Here is a 21,440-nt window from a genome sequence, read left to right on the forward strand (position 1 = left end):
ACTATTTTTTCAAAATGGAAGATGATTTGTTAAAGTTGGAAGTAAGAGAGGACTGATAGAATGGCTAGAAACGGCTTTTTTACGGGATTAGATATTGGTACAAGCTCCGTTAAAGTCTTGGTTGCAGAATATATTGATAACGAAATGAATGTGATTGGGGTCAGCAATGTAAAAAGTGCTGGCGTCAAAGATGGAATTATTGTAAATATTGAGGTGGCTGCTGGAGCGATTAAAAAAGCAATCGAGCAGGCAGAAGAAAAGTCAGGTATCCGCATTGAAAAGGTAAATGTTGGATTACCTGCCAACCTTCTTCAGATTGAACCGACTCAAGGGATGATTCCTGTTACAACAGATTCACAAGAAATTACAGACTTGGATGTTGAGAATGTTGTAAAATCAGCATTGACAAAGAGTATGACTCCGGAACGCGAAGTGATTTCATTTATTCCAGAAGAGTTCACTGTCGATGGATTCCAAGGCATTAAGGACCCTCGTGGAATGATGGGAATTCGCTTGGAAATGCGTGGGATGCTGTACACAGGACCACGCACCATTCTTCACAATCTTCGTAAAACGGTGGAGCGTGCAGGTGTCCAAGTTGAAAATATTGTAATTTCTCCGTTGGCACTAACTCGCTCTGTATTGAATGAAGGTGAACGTGAGTTTGGTGCGACTGTCATTGATCTTGGTGGCGGTCAAACGACTGTGGCTGTTATGCGTGGTCAAGAGTTGCAATACACAAACATCTACCAAGAAGGTGGAGATTATATCACAAACGATATTTCAAAAGTATTGACAACTTCAAAGAGTATTGCTGAAAACTTGAAATACAACTACGGCATTGCCTATCCGCAAGATGCAAGTGATAAGGAAAAGTTCACTGTCGAAGTGATTGGAGAAAACGCTCCAGTTGAAGTGACCGAGCGCTACCTTTCAGAAGTGATTGCGGCACGTTTACGTCAGATTTTTGACCGTGTGAAACAAGATTTGGAGCGTACACGTGCTCTAGATTTACCAGGCGGCATTGTTCTTGTAGGTGGTGGTGCCATCTTACCAGGAATTACAGAATTGGCCCAAGAAGTGTTTGGTGTTAACACTAAACTTTTTGTTCCAAATCAAATTGGTATCCGCAATCCAGCATTTGCAAGTGTGATTAGCTTTGTTGAGTATGTTGGTGAGTTAGAAGATGTTGAAAATATTGCCCAACATGCAGTAAATGGCGAGACTACCTTGAGACATAAGCCAGTTGAAATTCCTGTTGCTCGTCCTCGAATTAGTCAGCCAATTCAAAGAGAAATCGTGAACGAATTGAACACAGTTGATCAGGTAGAGGAACAAGTTGCTCCTACTTACCATGATGAGGAAGAAGAAGTTCGTCCAGCTGCTAAGGGAAACATCACAGATCGCATTCGTGGTTTGTTTGGCAGCATGTTTGAATAAGAGAAAAGAAAAGGTGATTTAAACTATGGCATTTTCATTTGAAGCAGCAGCTAGTCATGGTGCTGTCATTAAAGTAATCGGTGTCGGAGGTGGTGGCGGAAACGCGATTAACCGTATGATTGAAGAAGGTGTTGCTGGGGTTGAGTTCATTGCAGCAAACACAGATGTACAAGCGCTAAGTAGCTCTAAAGCTGAAACAGTTATCCAACTAGGTCCTAAATTGACTCGTGGTTTGGGTGCTGGAGGTCAACCTGAGGTTGGTCGTAAAGCTGCTGAGGAAAGCGAAGAAGCATTGACTAATGTATTAACTGGTGCAGATATGGTCTTCATCACTGCTGGTATGGGCGGTGGTTCAGGGACAGGTGCGGCTCCTGTTATTGCACGTATTGCTAAAAACTTGGGTGCGTTGACTGTCGCAGTTGTGACTCGTCCGTTTGGTTTTGAAGGAAATAAACGTGGAAACTTTGCGATTGAGGGAATTGAAGGTCTTCGCGAACAAGTAGATACACTCTTAATTATTTCAAACAACAACCTTCTTGAAATTGTTGATAAGAAAACACCGCTTTTAGAAGCACTAAGCGAAGCTGATAATGTTCTTCGTCAAGGTGTTCAAGGAATTACAGACTTGATTACAAATCCTGGTTTGATTAACTTGGACTTTGCAGATGTGAAGACAGTTATGGAAAACAAAGGAAACGCCTTGATGGGTATCGGTATCGGTACTGGTGAGGACCGAGTGATTGAGGCGGCTCGTAAAGCGATTTATTCTCCTCTTCTTGAAACAACAATTGATGGTGCAGAGGATGTCATTGTCAATGTTACAGGTGGTTATGACATGACTCTGACAGAAGCAGAAGATGCTTCAGAAATCGTTAATCAGGCTGCGGGTCAAGGTGTTAACATTTGGTTGGGTACATCTATTGATGAAACAATGAAAGATGAGATTCGTGTGACTGTTGTGGCTACAGGGGTTCGTCAAGATACTGCTGATAAACCAGCCCGCCATCGCACGGAAGCTGTTTCACCACGCCCTTCTCAACGCTTTGATCATTCAGTAGCATCAGCACCAACTCGTGGAGCTGCACAACAAACTGAAGCGCCGAAAGCTTCTGCCTTCGGAGAGTGGGATTTGCGTCGCGAAAACTTGATTCGTCCAACTGACGCAGAACCAACATCCACTGTTTCCGTCGAAAAATTTACAATGGATCAAGATGAGGATGAATTGGATACACCACCATTCTTCCGTAATCGCTAAACTAAAATGGATTTTCAAAAGAATAAGGATGCTATCTTTTCATCAGTGGCAAAAGCTGCTGAGAAGGCAGGTCGTCCGAGTGAATCAGTAAAGGTAATAGCTGTCACCAAATATGTTGACAGCTCTATTGCTAATCAGCTAGTGAATACTGGAATTACTCATATTGGAGAAAATCGAGTCGATCAGTTCTTAGAAAAGTATAATGCCCTAGCAGACAAACAATTGACATGGCATTTGATAGGGACTTTACAGAGAAGAAAGGTCAAGGACATTATTCCATTTGTTGATTATTTCCACGCCCTAGACTCTGTCAAACTAGCTCAGGAAATAGATAAACGTGCGACTAAAATAGTCAAGTGTTTCCTCCAAGTCAACGTTTCCGGTGAGGAGAGTAAGCATGGCTTTGCAGTATCTGAGATTGATACGGCACTTGCTGAAATTAGTTTATTGGAGAACATTGAACTTGTTGGATTGATGACGATGGCACCGATTGATGCTACAGATGATGAATTAGACGAGATTTTTTCTAAAATGCAGGAAATCCAAGAAGAACTAGCTACAAGGAACTTACCACGTATGCCCTTTACAGAGTTAAGTATGGGAATGAGTGGGGACTTTGAACGCGCCATTGCTCACGGAGCTACATATGTGAGAATTGGCTCAGCATTCTTTGAATAATGGAGAGGAGGAAAATATGGCATTAAAAGATACATTTAAGAATTTATTTAATTACTTTGAAGTTGACGAAGTCAATGAAGTTGAAGAACAGGCAGATGCCTATTCAATGCCTAATGATCGTCCTAAAATGCGTGTTGCCAATACTACTACAGCTGCACCTGTGCGCGAACAGCAGCCAAAAGTAGAGACGCGTCGGGAAGCACGTTCAGAAAGTCAACTTCAACGCCTACATGAAAGGCAGCAAGAATTGATGACTAATAATAACGAAAAAGAGATTGTCAAAACTACAATTGATATTAAGTTTCCAAAACGTTATGAAGATGCACCAGAGATGGTAAATCTTTTATTAGACAATGCGAGTATTCTCATTGATTTTCAATATATGTCGGAGCAACAAGCAAGACGTTGCCTAGACTACTTGGATGGTGCTCGTTCAGTATTATCTGGAAATTTGAAAAAGGTCTCAAATACCATGTGGCTGTTAACTCCAGTAAATGTCACAGTCAATATTGAAGAATTGCGCAATGCTAATGCTGGTACAACTACTGGTGCGGCTGATTCAAATTTTGACTTTGATATAAAACGGTAACGCTATGCAAATTTTGATTTTTTTACTATTAAAAATTGTAGAGATTTATTCTTATCTCTTATTGGCATACGCTTTGCTAAGTTGGTTTCCTAGCCTATACACAAGCTCGATTGGTCGTTTGATTCAATGGCTGGTAGCACCGATTTTAAAACCCTTTAGGCGGTTTAATCTGCAATTTATGGGGTTGGATTGGACCGTAATGGCAGCCATGATTGCGCTTAATATGGGAACTCGCCTTTTGGTTCAATTATTGCTACTGTTAGCATAGTTATGAAAAATGACAAAAATTTATTGCAACATTTTTCTAGGGAAGAAAGAGAGTTTGTAGAGAAAATAATGGATATGTGTCAGCAAGTTGAAGATACGTATTCATATAGATTAACTCAGTTTTTACATCCTAGACAAGATGAAATTGTATGCAAAATTGCTAACTACTACCAGTTACAAACGTTTTCTAGTCGGGACTTTGTTTCGACTGAACATTCGCGGGTTATTATTGCCCCGGCTTATTATGAGTTGGACATCAAGGACTTTGAGTTAACCGCTCTTCATTTATCCTATGCTAGAAAATTTCACACCTTATCCCATTCACAAGTTCTTGGAACTTTTCTCAATCAACTAGGGATTAAAAGGGAGTATTTGGGTGATATTTTGATTGATGATGAACGATTGATTGTCTTTATCGATCAGAAATTTGGGCAGATTGCCTTACAATCTATCACTAAAATTGCTCGTGTCCCTGTTAAGGGAAAGGAAGAAGAATGGATGACTGTTCGACTACCGATTGGACAGGAATGGCGTTCAAAGGATGTTTTGGTTTCTAGTATGAGATTAGATAAATTGATTTCGGTCGCATTTAATCTTTCAAGGGCAACTGCAAATAAGTTGATCGAGGCTGGACATGTGAAGTTGGATTATGTTCTGGCAGAACAAACCAGTAAATTAGTTGAAATAGGGCAATTAATTAGTGTTAGGAGATATGGTAGAGTTCGCCTAAATGAATTTTTAGGTTTTTCTAAGCAAGGGAAGATAAAATTAAAGTTAGACATTGTTAAAACTTAGGAGGAAAGATGGCACTTACAGCATTAGAATTAAAAGATAAAACCTTTGCTACAAAATTTAGAGGATACGACGCAGATGAAGTTGATGACTTTTTGGACATTGTAACGCGTGATTATGAGGATTTAATTCGTAAAAATCATGACCAAGAGTTAGAATTGAAAAATTTGCGGGAACGTTTGGCTTATTTTGATGAGATGAAAGAATCATTGAGTAAATCAGTTCTTTTAGCTCAAGATACAGCTGAGAAAGTAAAGGTTGCGGCCGAAGATCAAGCGGCAAATATTATTAAACAAGCTGACTATGATGTGGCAACATTGTTACATGAAGCTAAAGATAAGGCAAATGAAATTCTTCGTAATGCGACTGACAACGCGAAAAAAGTTGTCATTGAAACTGAAGAATTAAAAAACCAGACACGTATTTTCCATCAGCGTCTGAAATCAACAGTAGAAAGCCAATTATCATTGGTTAATTCATCTGAATGGGAGGAAATTCTTCGCCCAACAGCAAGTTACATTCAAACAAGTGACGAGGCTTTCCGTGATGTTCTTCATAAGGCATTGGATGAAGAATTACCTGTTGAAGAAGAAAGTTTGGATTATACACGTCAATTGACACCAGAAGAGATTGCAGAATTAACTCGTCAGGCAGCAGCTTTTGAGAGTGGAGAACCTGTAGTACTTTCAATAGAAGAATAATAGAAATCATAAGCAAAGACAAGGTCGTTAGAAATATTTTAAGCGAGTAGGAGATGGTGGAAGTCCTACAATCTCTTTCTATGGATCATCACTTTGTTTGATTTTTCCTGAAAATAGTAAGGAGAGACGTCCGTTCACGTTACGAACATAGAGGGATAGAGGAAACTCTATCTAAACTAAGGTGGTACCACGAACTTTCGTCCTTATTTGGCGGGAGTTTTTTATTTTTATGGTAAGATTAGAACTAGTAAACAAGGATAATTTTGATGCTGTACTAGAAGTGAGCCTTTCGGCAGCAGACGAGCGGAAAGTAGCTTCGGTCGAATATTCTTTGGCACAGGCATGGCTCTACCGGAAGGAAGGAAATTTTATTCCTTACGCAGTTAAATCTGGACAAACTGTTGTAGGTTTTGTATTATTATTTATTCAAGAAGACAAGAGTTACTATGTCTGGCGCTTGTTAATTGATAAGGAGTATCAAAATCGCGGATATGGTAAAGAAGTGATTCGGTACATTTTGAGTTTGGCCAAAGAAGATTCTTCATGTCAAAAAGTTTCTGTGAATTATGTCATCGGCAATCATAAAATGCGGTACATTTTAGAAAAACTTGGCTTTCAATCCGTTGGTTTAGAAGGCCAAGAAATGAAAATGGAAATAAGTATAAAATAAAGGAGTTATGATGAAACTAAAAGAAACACTCAATTTAGGTAAGACAGCCTTCCCAATGCGTGCAGGTTTGCCAACTCGTGAGCCAGAATGGCAAAAGGCCTGGGATGAAGCAAACTTGTATGCCCGTCGTCAAGAACTAAACGCAGGCAAGCCAGCCTTCCACCTCCACGATGGACCTCCATACGCAAATGGGAATATCCACGTTGGGCATGCCTTGAACAAGATTTCAAAAGATATTATCGTTCGCTCTAAGTCAATGTCTGGTTTCCGTGCTCCATTTGTACCAGGTTGGGATACACACGGCCTTCCTATTGAGCAAGTCTTGGCAAAACAAGGTGTCAAACGCAAGGAAATGGACTTGGTTGAATACCTTGAAATGTGTCGTGATTATGCATTGAGTCAGGTGGACAAACAACGTGACGACTTCAAGCGTTTAGGAGTTTCTGCAGACTGGGAAAATCCATATATCACTTTGACAAAAGACTACGAAGCAGCTCAGATCCGTGTCTTCGGTGCTATGGCAGACAAGGGCTATATCTACCGTGGTGCCAAGCCTGTCTATTGGTCATGGTCATCTGAATCTGCCCTTGCAGAAGCTGAAATCGAATACCATGACATTGACTCAACATCTCTTTACTATGCTAACAAGGTCAAAGATGGCAAGGGGCTCTTGGATACAGACAGCTACATCGTTGTCTGGACAACGACTCCATTTACAGTAACGGCTTCTCGCGGTTTGACAATGGGAGCAGACATTGACTATGTCTTGGTTCAACCAGCTGGTTCTGACCGTAAGTATGTCTTGGCAGAAGCCTTGGTTGACAACTTGGCAGCCAAATTCGGTTGGGAATCTTTCGAAGTGATTTCAAAACACAAGGGTGCTGAGTTTGAATACATTGTGACCGAACACCCATGGGATAGAGAAGTTGATGAATTGGTTATCTTGGGTGACCATGTCACAACGGACTCGGGTACTGGTATCGTCCATACGGCTCCAGGTTTTGGTGAGGATGACTATAATGTCGGTATCAAATATGGTTTGGAAGTTGCGGTAACGGTCAACGAACGTGGCTTGATGATGGAAAATGCTGGTCCTGATTTTGAAGGGCAATTCTATGACAAGGTTGTTCCAACTGTAAAAGAAAAACTAGGAGACTTGCTTCTTGCTAGTGAAGTGATTAATCACTCTTATCCATTTGACTGGCGGACCAAGAAACCAATTATCTGGCGTGCAGTGCCACAGTGGTTTGCTTCTGTTTCTAAATTCCGTCAGGAAATCTTGGACCAAATCGAAGCAACGACCTTTATTCCTGCTTGGGGTAAAACACGTCTTTACAACATGATCCGTGACCGCGGTGACTGGGTCATCTCTCGTCAGCGTGCTTGGGGTGTGCCGCTTCCAATCTTCTATGCAGAAGATGGTACAGCGATTATGACCAAGGAAATGACAGACCACGTTGCTGCCCTTTTTGAAGAGCATGGTTCTATCATCTGGTGGAAATCTGAAGCCAAAGATCTTTTGCCAGCTGGTTTCACTCATCCAGGTTCACCAAATGGCGAATTTACCAAAGAAACAGACATTATGGACGTATGGTTTGATTCGGGTTCATCTTGGAATGGTGTCATGAATGCTCGTGAAAACCTTGCCTATCCAGCAGACCTTTATCTTGAAGGATCTGACCAATACCGTGGCTGGTTTAACTCATCCTTAATCACCTCTGTAGCAGTCAATGGTCATGCACCATACAAGGCTGTCTTGTCACAAGGTTTTGTCTTAGATGGCAAAGGTATGAAGATGTCTAAATCCCTAGGCAATACTATTCTTCCAAGTGATGTTGAGAAACAATTTGGTGCAGAAATCTTGCGTCTGTGGGTGACATCCGTTGATACTTCAAACGATGTGCGTGTGTCTATGGATATTCTTGGACAGGTTTCTGAAACCTACCGTAAAATCCGTAATACCCTTCGCTTCTTGATTGCCAACACTTCTGATTTCAATCCTGCAAGTGATGCGGTGGCTTACGAAGAGCTTCGTTCTGTTGACCAGTACCTCTTGGTGAAATTCAACAAACTGGTAGCTCAAATCCGTGAAGCCTACGACAATTATGATTTCATGGGTATCTACAAATCTGTAGTAAACTTTGTAACCCTTGACTTGTCAGCCTTCTACCTCGATTTTGCCAAAGATGTTGTCTACATTGATGGTGCTAAATCACTTTCTCGTCGTCAGATGCAGACAGTGTTCTATGACATCTTAGTGAAAATTACCAAGCTCTTGACCCCAATCTTGCCACACACAGCAGAAGAAATTTGGTCATACTTGGAACACGAAGCAGAAGAGTTTGTACAATTGGCGGAAATGCCAGAGGTGGAAACCTTTGCCAATGAAGCGCAGCTTTTGGCTGATTGGGAAAACTTTATGAACTTCCGTACTCAGGCACAAAAAGCCTTGGAAGAAGCACGTAATGCCAAAGTCATCGGTAAATCACTTGAAGCTCATTTGACTGCCTATGTCTCAGCTGAAACCAAGTCCTTCTTGGAGAGCTTGAATGCAGACCTTGCTCAGTTGCTCATCGTTTCTAACCTTACAGTAACCACGGAAGCAGCTCCTGAAAGTGCTGTTCTGGTAGAAGAAGTTGCCTTTACTGTAGAGCGTGCAAGCGGTGAAGTATGTGACCGTTGCCGCCGTATTGATACTAGCGTTGTAAAACGTAGCTATGGTGCGACAATCTGTGACCACTGTGCAAGCGTAGTGGAAGAAAACTTTGCTGAAGCAGTAGCTCAAGGTTTTGAAGCTTAAGTAATCACAATACATTTGTTAAAGTCTATCTAGCGATAGGCTTTTTTTGTAATACTCTTCGAAAATCAAAATTATCCGTTGTCAAGAGCCTTGATGAGTGAAAAGCTCCAGTGGAGGTTTTCAGCCTGTTACCTTGAAATAAGAAAGTAACAGAGTTCTATCTTCGGCTTCGTTTCCTAGGCTACTTTTGATTTTCATTGAGTATAAATAGAAAAAAAAGAAGCCATTTGGCTTCTCACACTTCTGCGATAATGGGAATAGACATTTCAATCAAACGGTCTGTGTGAATCGTTTGAATGGCAGCCTTGTTAATAGTTCGTTCATCAATTTTTCGATGAAGGAAGAAATCACGAATTTGCTCGATTTCATTTTGTTGTACTGCACGGTATTTATTACTAATCAAGAGTTCATAATGACGGGGTGCCTGTGTGAAAATAACGTCTGTATTACCTGCAGAATAAGTCTCTACTAGGAAAGCATCAGTATTAGCCAACTGGCTTTGGACAAGATTGGGATGACTATTTGTCGTGTTAATGATTTTCATGTGGAACCTCCTCTATCTCTTTGGCTACATTATAGCACGATTAGAGTGTTTTTACTAGTTATTGAATGAATTTTCTTGCAATTTCCATTGTTCAATGCCCCATTTGTGACTACCACGTTTGAGTTTATCGATGGCTTCATTGACTGGGAACCAGGCAATATGGTTGAAATCTTCTAGTGGTTGTCCTATTTGATGGTAGCTAGTTACTTCATAGATGTAGGCTGGATTATAGAAATGGGTATCGCGGTGGCTAGAGTAGAAGTATTCGTCAGCCTGACCAAAGTATTTTCCGATTTCAGCGGTGAATCCAAGCTCTTCCATCAATTCGCGCTCCAAGGCAATGAGGTGATTTTCTCCCTTTTCAATTTCTCCACCAGGAAGAAACCAAGCTCCGTTTGGTGCTTGAACGAGTATGATTTGTTCTTTCTTTTCATCTGGGATAACTGCGTAAACACCAAAGCGACTCTGGTAGCTGACGCCAGCCTTCTTTTCTCCAAATACAGCGTTTTTCTCCATAGGCAATTCTATCCTCTTTCATAATTGGAATGAGTTGTATACATTATACCACTTTTTTATTATTTTTCCTTGTGATAGGCTTTACAAAGTAAAGTTTTTTTATAGGATGGAGATGGGGAAAAATTTAGAAAAATAGAGTATCAAAACAGTAAAATAGGCTACTCGTAGGGAGCAGCTCTATTTTCTTATTTTGTCTTTGTTTGTGCCTTGATTTGAATTGTACCTTTACTTGACATGACAGCACGTAGATCTTTTTCTGCTGGATGTTCTAAGTAGAAGTCGGTGATAGCATCTTCAATCTGATCTTGGATGGTTCTGCGTAGTGGACGAGCTCCCATCTTTGGATCGTAGCCAAGGTCCACTAATTTCTCCTTAACTTTATCTGTTACATGGAGGCTGATGCCATTGTGAGAAAGGCGTTTGTTTACATCGTCTAGCATGAGGCTGACGATTTCAAGTAGGTTTTCCTTGCTCAGTGGTTGGAACTCAATAATGCCGTCAAATCGGTTCATAAATTCAGGTGTGAAGAAATTGCTAAGTTGGCCAAGGACTGATTGAGTCCGCCCTTCCATAGCCGCACCAAAACCGACACTTGCTTCAACTTTTCCAGTACCAGCATTTGATGTCATGATGATGATGGTATCTTTGAAGCTGACTGTCCGACCTTGTCCATCTGTCAGACGCCCATCGTCTAAGACCTGAAGGAACATGTGCATGACATCTGGGTGGGCTTTTTCAACTTCGTCAAGGAGGATGAGTGAGTAAGGATTACGACGGACTTTTTCAGTCAATTGTCCAGCCTCCTCATAGCCGACATAGCCTGGAGGAGCTCCGACGAGTTTAGCGACAGCGTGTTTTTCCATGTATTCGGACATGTCGAAGCGGATCATGCTGTCCGCCGAACCGAAGAGTTCGATAGCTAATTGCTTAGACAATTCGGTTTTACCGACACCTGTTGGTCCGACAAAGAGGAAGGATCCAATTGGACGATTTGGAGCACCGAGACCGACACGATTACGGCGGATGGCTTTAGCTATCTTGTCAACTGCTTCATCTTGTCCGATAACATGGGCTTTTAAGTCACTAGCGAGGTTCACAAGCTGGGACTGTTCCTTTTCTTTTAAATCACCAACTGGGATATTTGTTTTTTGCTCAACGATGGCCTCAATTTCTTTCTCAGTAATGAGTGGAATATCTTCCTCGCTGATAGTTGCCTTTTGCATCTCCTTGTACTTAGCAATTTGGTCACGGAAATAGGCCGCTTTTTCATAGTCCTCATCCCGTGTAGCTTGTGCTTTACGATTTTCGGCATCAATCAGGCGTTGGTCAATTTCTTTTGGATCAATAAAGTTGAGGGTCAAATTCATTTTTGAACCAGCTTCATCCAGAAGGTCAATAGCCTTGTCTGGTAGGAAACGGTCTTGAATGTAGCGGTTGGACAGTACTGCGGCAGCTTCGATAGCTGCATCGGAGTATTTAACATGATGGTAATCCTGGTATTTATTTTGGATACCTTTGAGAATGGTAATGGTTTCTTCGACACTTGGTTCTTCAACTTTTACGGGTTGCATACGGCGCTCTAGGGCGGCATCTTTTTCGATAATACGGTACTCGTTGAGCGTTGTTGCACCGACTAGTTGCATTTCACCACGTGCGAGGGCTGGTTTGAGGATATTGCCAGCATCCATGTTGCCATCGCCTGCAGAACCAGCACCGACAATTTCGTGAATCTCGTCAATAAAAAGAATGATTTCGCGACGATTACGGATTTCTTCCATGAGTTTTTGCATACGTTCTTCAAATTGTCCGCGGATACCTGTTCCTTGTACGAGGCTGACAACATCCAGACGAATGACTTCCTTGTCTCGTAATTTCTGTGGGACATCGCCATCGACAATTTTTTGAGCCAAGCCTTCAACAACCGCTGTTTTACCTACTCCAGGCTCACCGATAAGAACAGGGTTATTTTTTGTACGACGGTTGAGAATTTCGATGACACGGGTAATTTCTTGATCGCGACCGATTACTGGATCAATATCCCCACGACGGGCAATTTCGGTAACGTTGATACCAAATTCTTCAAGGAGCCCATTTGGTTGTTGGGGTTGTTGCGGAGGAGGGGTCTGTCCACCACGTCCATTATGCCCACCAGCTTGAGTGGGAGGAGTCTGTTCGCGATTTTTTCCAGCAGGGGTATTGCCAGGATAGCCACCTAGGTGATTGAAGAACTCACTAAAGGGATCCATATTGTTAGGATTTGTTAAATCTCCCAACCCACGTAGGATAGCATTATTAGGGTCTGTTTTCATGATTTGGTAGCAGTTGTGACAGAGGTCTACCTGCTGCTGTTTACCGTTTAAGTTGGTGTAGAGATGGATCGTTGCGTCGTTGATATTACAATTTTTGCAGAGCATAATTCTACCTCTTTCTGTGAAAAATGTGACCTATTGTTGAATAGTCAAAAAAGGTCAGTTCTAGCTTTATTATAACAAGATTCATAGAAAAATCAAGAAACTGCTACGCTTGGAAAAACTTTCTATGAAAAATAGGGCGATAGGAAGAAAATAGGGAAAAAATAAGACTTTTTTGGCAATATGTGGTAAAATATTCCTATAAAAAGGATTAGGAGAACGAATATGGAATCACATTTGGTGAGAATTATCAATCGTCTGGAAGCTATGGCTAATGACGGCGGTACGTTGAAACGTAATTTCGAACGTGATGGTATTGTTGTTGCAGAAGTGGCTTATAGCTATGACGAGGAAAATGGTTCAGTATTTACCTTGCGTGATGTTGCTGCTCGTGAAACGTACGCGTTTGATAGCATCGACTTGATTGCAATGGAAATCTATGAGCTATTGTACTAAGAAGAAGTGAGAGGCACCTAAGGGTGCTTTTTTCTTATGTGAAATGAATATTATAAACAAAAGCATTGCATAAATATTCAAAAATGGTATAATAGACTCTAAATGACAGAATTGGAGTAAGATGAATGAATTTTTCTTTTTTGCCTGAGTATTGGGCTTATTTTAATTATGGGGCAATTGTTACCCTCATTATTGCATTTTTCTCAGTATTTTTTGGTAGTATTTTAGGTGTGTTGCTTGCCTTTGCTCAGCGTAGTAAGTATAAAGTTTTAGCTTGGACTGCTAATATCTATGTCTGGATTTTTCGTGGGACACCGATGATTGTCCAGATTATGATTGCTTTTGCGATGACACATTTTGTAGCACCAACTTTTCAGCTAGGAATTTTGACGGTAGATTTGACACGCTTGATTCCAGGTATCATTGTTATTTCGATGAACTCGGGTGCCTATGTATCTGAAACTGTTCGTGCAGGTATTAATGCTGTACCAAAAGGACAGTTGGAAGCTGCTTATTCGCTTGGTATTAGACCAAAGCAGGCGATGCGTTATGTTATCATGCCACAGGCTATCAAGAATATCCTTCCAGCCTTGGGAAATGAATTTGTGACTATTGTTAAGGATAGTTCACTTTTGTCAACCATCGGTGTGATGGAATTATGGAACGGTGCTCAGACAGTTCAATCCACTTCTTATATTCCTTTAACACCACTTGTATTTGCAGCGAGCTATTATCTAATTATGACAACGGTGCTAACAGTGATTATTCAGTCGTTTGAGAAAAAGTTGAACAAGGGAGGGCAGTTCCATGTCTAATGCGATTATTTCTATCAAGGATTTACATAAGTACTTCGGAAAGAATGAGGTTTTAAAAGGAATTGATTTAGATATTCAACAAGGTCAGGTAGTCGTTATTATCGGTCCATCAGGGTCAGGGAAATCGACTTTCTTACGTACAATGAACCTCTTAGAAGTGCCAACCAAGGGAACTGTTACATTTGAAGGTATTGATATTACTGACAAGTCAAATGATATTTTCAAGATGCGTGAAAAGATGGGAATGGTTTTTCAACAGTTCAATCTTTTTCCAAATATGACGGTATTAGATAATATTACTTTATCACCTATTAAGACAAAGGGAATTGCAAAGGATGAGGCTGAGAAGAAGGCTAAGGAATTACTTGAAAAGGTAGGATTGCCAGATAAGGCCAATGCCTATCCACAAAGCCTTTCAGGTGGTCAGCAACAACGGATCGCTATTGCACGTGGTCTGGCCATGGACCCAGATGTCCTACTTTTTGATGAACCGACCTCTGCACTAGACCCTGAAATGGTTGGTGAAGTTCTTGCTGTAATGCAGGATTTGGCCAAGTCAGGGATGACCATGGTTATCGTGACTCATGAGATGGGATTTGCGCGTGAGGTAGCTGACAGGGTTATCTTTATGGATGGCGGTGTCATCGTGGAGGATGGAACGCCTGAAGAAGTCTTTGAACATACCAAGGAAGAACGGACTAAGGATTTCTTGTCTAAGGTCTTGTAATATAGTCATTTAGTTTTTCTTTTATTACTTCGTTAACTCGCTTTGCCGTACTCCAGTACTGTCTGCAGCTCGTTGCCTAGTACTAAAAGTAAACTAAAAGACTATAAATGAACAAATAAGTACGACTCCGATATTGTTCGGAGTTTTTTTCTATATGCTATATTCTACTTTGTACAAGTATAGTCAGTCGGAGAATTTTAGGGTATAATAGAAAAAACAAAAGGAGTGTAGGTATGACAGTCATTGATGGGAAAGCACTAGGTGTAAAAATGCAGGCTGCCTTGGCGGAGAAAACTGCTCGATTAAAAGAAGAAAAGGGGTTGGTACCAGGTCTTGTAGTTATTTTAGTTGGCGAAAATCCTGCTAGTCAGGTTTATGTACGGAATAAGGAGCGGTCAGCTCTAGCTGCTGGATTCAAGAGTGAGGTTGTTCGCGTTCCAGATACGATTTCTGAGTCAGACTTGTTGGATTTGATTGAGCGCTATAATCAGGATGATGAATGGCATGGTATTTTGGTGCAATTGCCCTTACCAGCCCACATCAGCGAGGAGAAGGTCTTGTTGGCTATTGACCCAGATAAGGATGTGGATGGTTTTCATCCGACTAACATGGGAAAATTCTGGTCAGGTCATCCTGTCATGATTCCATCTACTCCAGCAGGAATTATGGAAATGTTCAAGGAATATCAGATTGAGCTGGAAGGGAAGTCTGCTTTAGTTATTGGTCGTTCTAATATTGTTGGTAAACCGATGGCACAGCTACTATTGGATGCCAATGCTACTGTAACGATTGCACATTCTCGTACCAAAAACTTGCCAGATCTTGCTCGTCAGGCTGATATTCTTGTTGTTGCCATTGGTCGTGGTCATTTTGTGACCAAGGACTTTGTTAAGCCAGGTGCCGTGGTAATTGATGTTGGTATGAATCGTGATGAAAATGGCAAGCTAATCGGTGATGTCAAATATGATGAAGTATCAGAAGTAGCAAGTTATATCACCCCAGTTCCAGGTGGTGTTGGTCCGATGACTATTACCATGTTGATGGAACAGACCTATGAAGCTTGTGTCAGAAGTGTAAAATAAGATAGAGAGTTTAATAAAAATAAATATATCCATGCCTGCTTTGGTAAAGCTCTATTCTTAGAACCTGTATTTACAAGCGAAGTACTCATATTAAGAGACAGATTTAGCTAATCAAGGTAATTTTTGAGGGGATGTTGATTGTATTTTGAAAAAAACTAATGATGAGTAGCTTAAAGACTAGCCTTAAAATAGAAGCGTTGAACGGTGAATACGGGTTCTTAAATTATGACTGCAGTTCTCGTATGAATAAGTCTATTTTTAAACGACTCTACTCATTTTATTGGTCATATTCAATAAATCAGTCTTAAGACGGATGTGGCTTTTGATAATATTGGTTATACTGTACCCAATCCTAAATATTTTTCATAATCTCCTGAAAAGCCTGATCGTGTGATCAGGTTTTTTGTATGCAAAAATGAATCTGTACAAAAAACAGTACTATTTCTCGAAGTTCGAACAATATCCCAGTGTAGTAAAAACGTTTGGAGACAGATTGTTTCAGCTCAACAACTGGGAATGAAGACTTATTGACGAACTCTTTTTTATACTCTTCGAAAATCAAAATCAGACGTTGTTGACTTGATTTGATGAACTTCAGTTCTATCTGCATCTGCGTCGCCTAGTCTGATTTTGATTTTCATTGAGTATTATCTGTCTAGTTCTTTCTCTCTTCCATTTTGTGTTTATAATGTTTTAGGTGATTGTAGGACGTTTTCAGTGAAATTGCTAATGGAACGGTTTTACTCCTAGTCTTATCTGAGTAATAATAGGATAAAACTCATATACCCACATAAGAGGGATAGAGGTTTGTGAATAGTATTTAGTTAGAAACATTTGTTATCAAATACAGGTTCTACGTTATATTTAAAGAACTTCTCTATCATTCGTTAAATATTTCTTCTCCGATTTATCGCTAGATAGGAGCAGTGTATGCGTTTCTAAAAATCTAAAGTTGGAGGATGTTCAATTTTAAATAAGTTACAATCTGCAAATCACTACTAAAATCAATTTATCCCTTATACAGGGTAATGTAATAAATTGTTTTTTCTTTGTTTTTTGTATGTTTTTTCAAAAAAATATATGAAACAAATGAGGGGAATCTAGTGATGCACTAGCTATGAAAAAAATATTTATATTAATGGAATTGTTTGAGAAATCAGAAGGAAGTAGTTTTTCGATTTGCATACATATTTTAACTTAAACATATGTGTGCAAAAAGTTCTGATTTTTTTGTGTTTTTTTAAGAAATTGGCATTGTTGACAAACTAAGGATTGGCTTGGTATCATATACAAGCTAATTTGATCGTATTATATTTACAAAAATGTATATGTTTTGATTGATAGGTGATATTTAGAAGTAAATAAGCATATATTTTGTAGCGAAAGCAATATAAGCAAAAAGGAGAGAGGAAGAAGCAATGTTAAATGCAAAAGACCTTAGAAAACTGAAGCGTTCTGAATTATTTGAACTCTTGGTTGAGCAGGCAAAGGAAATAGAGTCTTATCAAGCAAAATTAGTAGATTTGGAAAAAAGAATTGAGTATCGCGAAGCGGTTTTGGGAGAAATTGGTTCGATAGCGGAGGCGTCTCTAGCAGTTACTAGGATTTTTGAAGAAGCACAATTGGCTGCAAATATTTATCTTGAACAAGTTCAAAAAGTTACACATAAACAATCTGATAATTGTGAAATAGGGAGAACAGATGAGGATGGCGACTAATAAAAATAAGGATTATGTTACCATATCAGATTTACCCAGTATATCAATAATGTCAGAGGAGCTGGATAAAATACGATATAAAGAGCGGTATCTTGAGACATTAAAAAATACTATTTTCACGCTTGTTACTGTCGCTGCACTTGCAGTATTAATAGCCATGTTATGGTTGCCAGTTCTACATATTTATGGAAGTTCCATGTCTCCTACTCTGGAAGCAGGTGATATGGTGGCAACTGTGAAGACAAATACACTTTCAACTGGAGATATGGTTGCATTCTACTACAATAATAAGGTTTTGGTAAAAAGAGTAGTAGCAACTTCTGGTCAGTGGGTAAATATAGATGAGCAGGGGAATGTTTATGTAAATGGAAAAACATTAGACGAACCCTATGTTAAAGATAAGGCCTATGGTCAAACGGATATTAAACTACCGTACCAGGTTCCAGAAGGTCAATATTTTGTAATGGGAGATCATCGCAGTGTATCTATTGATTCTAGAAATACAGCTATTGGGTCGATTGGTGAGGAGCAACTGGTTGGAAAGTTAACCTTTCGGATATGGCCATTTCATAAAATGGGAGTAATCAAATAAAGGAAGGAGATATAAAACATGAAAATATTATGGGAAAGATTGTTTAAATTTGTTCAGCAATACTTTCGAGAGAAAAAGACTGCAAAAATAACTATGGCGTTGTCAATAATTATGGCTTTTGGAATATCATATTTGCTGATTTTACCAGCCATTACTTTAGAGACAGACAGTCAGGAGAGTGTTCTGCAATCAGTCTATAATCAGTCAACAACAGTAGAACAGCCAGTTCAAGAAGAACAGGCGGAGTCACAGTTGGCACAGGTTCAATCTGCTGGAAGCTTATTCGCTGAACATGAAAATATAACTGTACAAGTTAACTATGAGGAGCATACATTTGAACAGCCTGTTCGATTACAGGTTTTACCTTCAGAAGATAGTACAAAATATAGTGATAGAGTATCATCTATTCTTGAAGAAAATTCTCAGATTGTTCAGCAGGCTCATTCCTACGAACTTTCTTTTTTGACTGAATCAGGAGAAAAAATCGAACCTCAAAAAGAAGTGAGAGTTTCATTTACATTTAAAAATAGTATACCTGTAGAAAAAAGCTCGACAAAATGGAAGTTCTATCATTTCAAAAATAATGATTTAGATAGTGTTGAAGATTTAACAGATAAAACAGAAATAAAGGCAGATGAAACAGGACTCACCAGTATTGAATTTTATTCAGATTCTTTCTTCAACTACACACTAGTAGAGACAGCTGAAAAGCCTATCACTTTATATGCAAGAAAAGAATGGAATGAGTTTGATAGTGATGACGTTATTGATATAGAATTGCAAGTTCAAAATGAAGATGGTTCATGGAGAATAGCAGAAGTTGAAAATGCTGTTCAAAGTATTGAAGCGCCGGATGAGGCAACTTCTACTCAGTTAGTATGGGAAAATGTAGCAAATTCCTCAGCGACGTATCGAATAATTGAACGAGCAGCAACAAATAGTGAATTGGTAAATAAAACAGGGAATGGAAGCAAGGAAGATCCCTTTGTATTAACAAGAGAAGTGACAGAAGCAACTGTCTCAATGGATTCCTTTTTACGCTCGGCGTCAAATGTTCAGATAGCTGAACAAAGTGGAAGCTTTACTTTGAAGAAAGTAAATGAGAAAGGGAAGGCATTAGCAGGTGCTGTATTTACTCTTTCTGATTCAACTGGTACAGTTATGCAAACGATAACTACCACTAACGATTCAAAGGGTACTGTATTCTCAAATCTAACGAAAGGAACGTATACCCTTAGAGAGACTAAAGCGCCTAAAGGTTATCAGTTATTGAATGATTACTATGAAATCAGAGTTAATCATTACGGAATTGTGGAAGCCAAATATATAAAATCCACCGATTCAACATCTGAAGAGAAAATATCAGAGTCCCGGGGTAATACTATTATTAGGCAGCCTAAAGTAGAAAATGTAGTTGAAGTATTAAAATACGAGCTGACTTCAACGCGAAGTGATACAAAAAAAGATAATGAAGATGCAGTATGGATGACCAGTGGAGAGTTTATAAAGTTAGCTTTTGAACTTAAAGTTAAACCAGATACTCAACCGGGAGATTCTTTCACAATTAAGTTGGATAGTAAATTATCACCTACAGGGATTAGAGAACGTACTTTACCGCCTATTCCTTTGAAAGTTGGAGATACGGTTGTAGCTACAGGAAGGTATGATGAAGCGACAAATAGCTTTATTTATACATTTAATGATTATGTACGACGAGAACAGAATATCAAGCTTTCAGCAAGTTATGCGACTATGGGAGCGGATTTGAAGAATGTACCTTATTCAGGTAAACAAAGTTTTACAAATGTTATAGATGGACAAAATCAACCTTCAAAAACATTTTATATTGATTATGGGGCTTCCAGAGAGATGCCAGGCGGTGTAGCTAAAGGATTAAAAATCCGTAATCAGGTAGCCTCTGTTAATCGCCTTACTGGAGAAGTTGAACGAATTATTTATATCAATAACGGGAATGACCTATCTAGAGATTATGTTGCCAATTTTCTTTGGGGGAAACATCAAATTACTCTTGATAACCAAGGTCAAACTGATATTACTAACCTTGAAATATTTAAGGTTCCAAATGCTCTTAAACATACCTATATGCCTGATAGTATGCATGGAGGGACTGATGGATTAGAGAAAATAACTAGTGCTCAATATAATCCTAATTCCTCAGCAATCATTATAGAAAAGAATGAATTTTATGATGATGCGACTGGTAAGTATAGCAATGGTTTTTTAATTAAAATTACAGAAAAATTACGGGTTCCAACTGCTGCTACCAATATGACAGCGACATGGGGATTTACAGGATGGAGTAGCAATTCAGTTAGTGTTAGTGCAAGTGTTGTTGCATCACAGGCTGAATCAGCTGGAGAAGCAGAGCGTAAAACCCCGGTTATTACTATTAGTAATAAAAAAGAAGTTGTGCCAACAAAAACATCAATCACTGTAAGGAAGCAGTGGTTAAATGAGGATGGAAGTGAGATTGGAGAACCAACAATTTCTTCCATTACGTATAATCTTAACCAAATTTCCACGACAGAAGATGGAACGAAGACAACAACAGTCTATCAAGCTAACCAGACCTTAACTGCGGCTGAACAATGGACAAAACGGTATGATAATTTACCAATATCAGGTGTAAATGAAGCTAAACAAAAGGTTAGCTATGCTTATTATGTAGAGGAAGTCCCCCTACCAGGCTATAGTGTTCGTTATTTGAATGAGAGTAATGCTGATACGGTAAATCCAGCAGAAGCAGCTATTGTTAAGGGGATATTGACGATAAAAAACCAGAAGTTAAATATGACAAGCATTACGGTCAATAAACAATGGTTTACAGTAGATAAGCAGCCAACGGACCGTGTGAACGGAGAGATTAGCTATGATTTGAAGCAAATAGTTCATTTTGATGACGGACGTAAAATTATAAAAGATTATTTGAGTGGCGAGACCCTCAATCATACGATGAATTGGAGTAAGACATATCATGAACTTCCTAAAAAAGGTAAGGAAGAAGGAGAGACTGTTACGTACAGTTATTTCGTACAGGAGCATCCAATAATTGGTTATAACACTAGCTATCAATCTAAGAATAATGAGGTGGATGTAACCACTCCAGAAAATGCAGCCATTGTTTCGGGGATACTAACTATAAGAAACGTCTCTACCCGAAAATACGTGTTGCCTAATACAGGTGGACCAGGTGTAATCATGTATTACTTATTGGGAGTAATAGTATTACTGGGTGTTGCGGGAGGATTATTCTATAAATTTAATTTGTATAGTTGATTCATTTGTATGCGTTATAGGAGGAGAGACTGTGCTATAACTGCAGAAAATGGTGAAAAATTATTTTATAAAAAATTTTTTAAGTCAGAA

The 21,440-nt window shown here is 39.4% G+C and carries 19 protein-coding genes; 16 read left to right on the forward strand and 3 right to left on the reverse strand.

The genetic code is table 11. From position 1 onward, the window contains the following. Window positions 1-60: 60 nt before the first annotated feature. The 9 genes from ftsA to ileS all read left to right on the forward strand — a co-directional run bounded on the left by ftsA (window position 61) and on the right by ileS (window position 9,192). Window positions 61-1,440, forward strand: a complete 1,380-nt coding sequence (gene ftsA, locus ODU37_RS06220; RefSeq protein ID WP_024395232.1) for a cell division protein FtsA — start codon at window positions 61-63, stop codon at window positions 1,438-1,440. Window positions 1,441-1,465: 25 nt separating this feature from the next. After that, window positions 1,466-2,695 carry a cell division protein FtsZ gene (gene ftsZ / locus ODU37_RS06225; protein ID WP_024385822.1) on the forward strand — a complete coding sequence of 410 codons (1,230 nt, stop codon included), beginning with the start codon at window positions 1,466-1,468 and terminating at the stop codon, window positions 2,693-2,695. A 6-nt stretch (window positions 2,696-2,701) separates the two neighbouring features. Then, window positions 2,702-3,373 carry a YggS family pyridoxal phosphate-dependent enzyme gene (locus ODU37_RS06230; protein WP_105159893.1) on the forward strand — a complete coding sequence of 224 codons (672 nt, stop codon included), beginning with the start codon at window positions 2,702-2,704 and terminating at the stop codon, window positions 3,371-3,373. A gap of 16 nt (window positions 3,374-3,389) precedes the next feature. Further along, complete coding sequence (locus ODU37_RS06235) at window positions 3,390-3,962, forward strand: cell division protein SepF (protein ID WP_024412671.1); 573 nt, start codon at window positions 3,390-3,392, stop codon at window positions 3,960-3,962. 4 nt (window positions 3,963-3,966) lie between these two features. Then, complete coding sequence (locus ODU37_RS06240) at window positions 3,967-4,230, forward strand: YggT family protein (RefSeq protein ID WP_024412672.1); 264 nt, start codon at window positions 3,967-3,969, stop codon at window positions 4,228-4,230. Between the two features lie 2 nt (window positions 4,231-4,232). Further along, window positions 4,233-5,024 carry an RNA-binding protein gene (locus ODU37_RS06245; RefSeq protein WP_105095114.1) on the forward strand — a complete coding sequence of 264 codons (792 nt, stop codon included), beginning with the start codon at window positions 4,233-4,235 and terminating at the stop codon, window positions 5,022-5,024. Between the two features lie 8 nt (window positions 5,025-5,032). Beyond that, window positions 5,033-5,722, forward strand: a complete 690-nt coding sequence (locus tag ODU37_RS06250; protein WP_249562212.1) for a DivIVA domain-containing protein — start codon at window positions 5,033-5,035, stop codon at window positions 5,720-5,722. A 229-nt stretch (window positions 5,723-5,951) separates the two neighbouring features. Next, window positions 5,952-6,392, forward strand: coding sequence for a GNAT family N-acetyltransferase (locus ODU37_RS06255; protein ID WP_105243394.1), 441 nt, complete (start codon window positions 5,952-5,954; stop codon window positions 6,390-6,392). Window positions 6,393-6,402: 10 nt separating this feature from the next. After that, window positions 6,403-9,192, forward strand: a complete 2,790-nt coding sequence (ileS, locus tag ODU37_RS06260; RefSeq protein ID WP_249562211.1) for an isoleucine--tRNA ligase — start codon at window positions 6,403-6,405, stop codon at window positions 9,190-9,192. 235 nt (window positions 9,193-9,427) lie between these two features. Here the strand turns inward: ileS and ODU37_RS06265 are convergent, their stop codons facing one another. From ODU37_RS06265 to ODU37_RS06275, 3 genes are all read right to left on the reverse strand, one after another. Then, entirely contained in the window at window positions 9,428-9,736 is a 309-nt protein-coding gene (locus ODU37_RS06265) for a DUF1827 family protein (RefSeq protein WP_002938710.1), read from the reverse strand. Window positions 9,737-9,790: 54 nt separating this feature from the next. Next, a complete protein-coding gene (locus ODU37_RS06270; protein WP_024399534.1) occupies window positions 9,791-10,252 on the reverse strand; it encodes an NUDIX hydrolase in 462 nt (153 codons plus the stop codon). A 185-nt stretch (window positions 10,253-10,437) separates the two neighbouring features. Beyond that, complete coding sequence (locus tag ODU37_RS06275) at window positions 10,438-12,666, reverse strand: ATP-dependent Clp protease ATP-binding subunit (protein WP_015646546.1); 2,229 nt, start codon at window positions 12,664-12,666, stop codon at window positions 10,438-10,440. A gap of 222 nt (window positions 12,667-12,888) precedes the next feature. Between ODU37_RS06275 and ODU37_RS06280 the strand changes: the two genes are divergently transcribed. The 7 genes from ODU37_RS06280 (at window position 12,889) to ODU37_RS06310 (ending at window position 21,350) form a co-directional block, all read left to right on the forward strand. Beyond that, complete coding sequence (locus ODU37_RS06280) at window positions 12,889-13,119, forward strand: DUF1797 family protein (RefSeq protein WP_002938704.1); 231 nt, start codon at window positions 12,889-12,891, stop codon at window positions 13,117-13,119. A gap of 125 nt (window positions 13,120-13,244) precedes the next feature. Next, window positions 13,245-13,934: an amino acid ABC transporter permease gene (locus ODU37_RS06285; RefSeq protein ID WP_002938702.1), complete on the forward strand. Its 690-nt coding sequence runs from the start codon at window positions 13,245-13,247 to the stop codon at window positions 13,932-13,934. Further along, on the forward strand, window positions 13,927-14,661 hold the full coding sequence (locus tag ODU37_RS06290; RefSeq protein WP_024401973.1) for an amino acid ABC transporter ATP-binding protein: 735 nt from the start codon (window positions 13,927-13,929) through the stop codon (window positions 14,659-14,661). The genes ODU37_RS06285 and ODU37_RS06290 overlap by 8 nt, the downstream gene beginning before the upstream one ends. Window positions 14,662-14,894: 233 nt before the next feature. After that, window positions 14,895-15,743 carry a bifunctional methylenetetrahydrofolate dehydrogenase/methenyltetrahydrofolate cyclohydrolase gene (locus ODU37_RS06295; RefSeq protein WP_044759565.1) on the forward strand — a complete coding sequence of 283 codons (849 nt, stop codon included), beginning with the start codon at window positions 14,895-14,897 and terminating at the stop codon, window positions 15,741-15,743. A gap of 1,418 nt (window positions 15,744-17,161) precedes the next feature. Further along, window positions 17,162-17,461 carry a hypothetical protein gene (locus ODU37_RS06300; RefSeq protein WP_023369568.1) on the forward strand — a complete coding sequence of 100 codons (300 nt, stop codon included), beginning with the start codon at window positions 17,162-17,164 and terminating at the stop codon, window positions 17,459-17,461. Then, the gene (lepB, locus tag ODU37_RS06305; protein WP_023369570.1) at window positions 17,451-18,053 is read left to right on the forward strand and encodes a signal peptidase I; all 603 of its coding nucleotides are present in this window, start codon (window positions 17,451-17,453) and stop codon (window positions 18,051-18,053) included. The genes ODU37_RS06300 and lepB overlap by 11 nt, the downstream gene beginning before the upstream one ends. Before the next feature lie 18 nt (window positions 18,054-18,071). Next, the gene (locus ODU37_RS06310; RefSeq protein ID WP_398580438.1) at window positions 18,072-21,350 is read left to right on the forward strand and encodes a SpaA isopeptide-forming pilin-related protein; all 3,279 of its coding nucleotides are present in this window, start codon (window positions 18,072-18,074) and stop codon (window positions 21,348-21,350) included. The last annotated feature ends 90 nt before the right edge of the window (window positions 21,351-21,440 follow it).

The organism is Streptococcus sp. 2021WUSS109, from assembly GCF_044427305.1.
GTDB lineage: Bacteria > Bacillota > Bacilli > Lactobacillales > Streptococcaceae > Streptococcus > Streptococcus suis.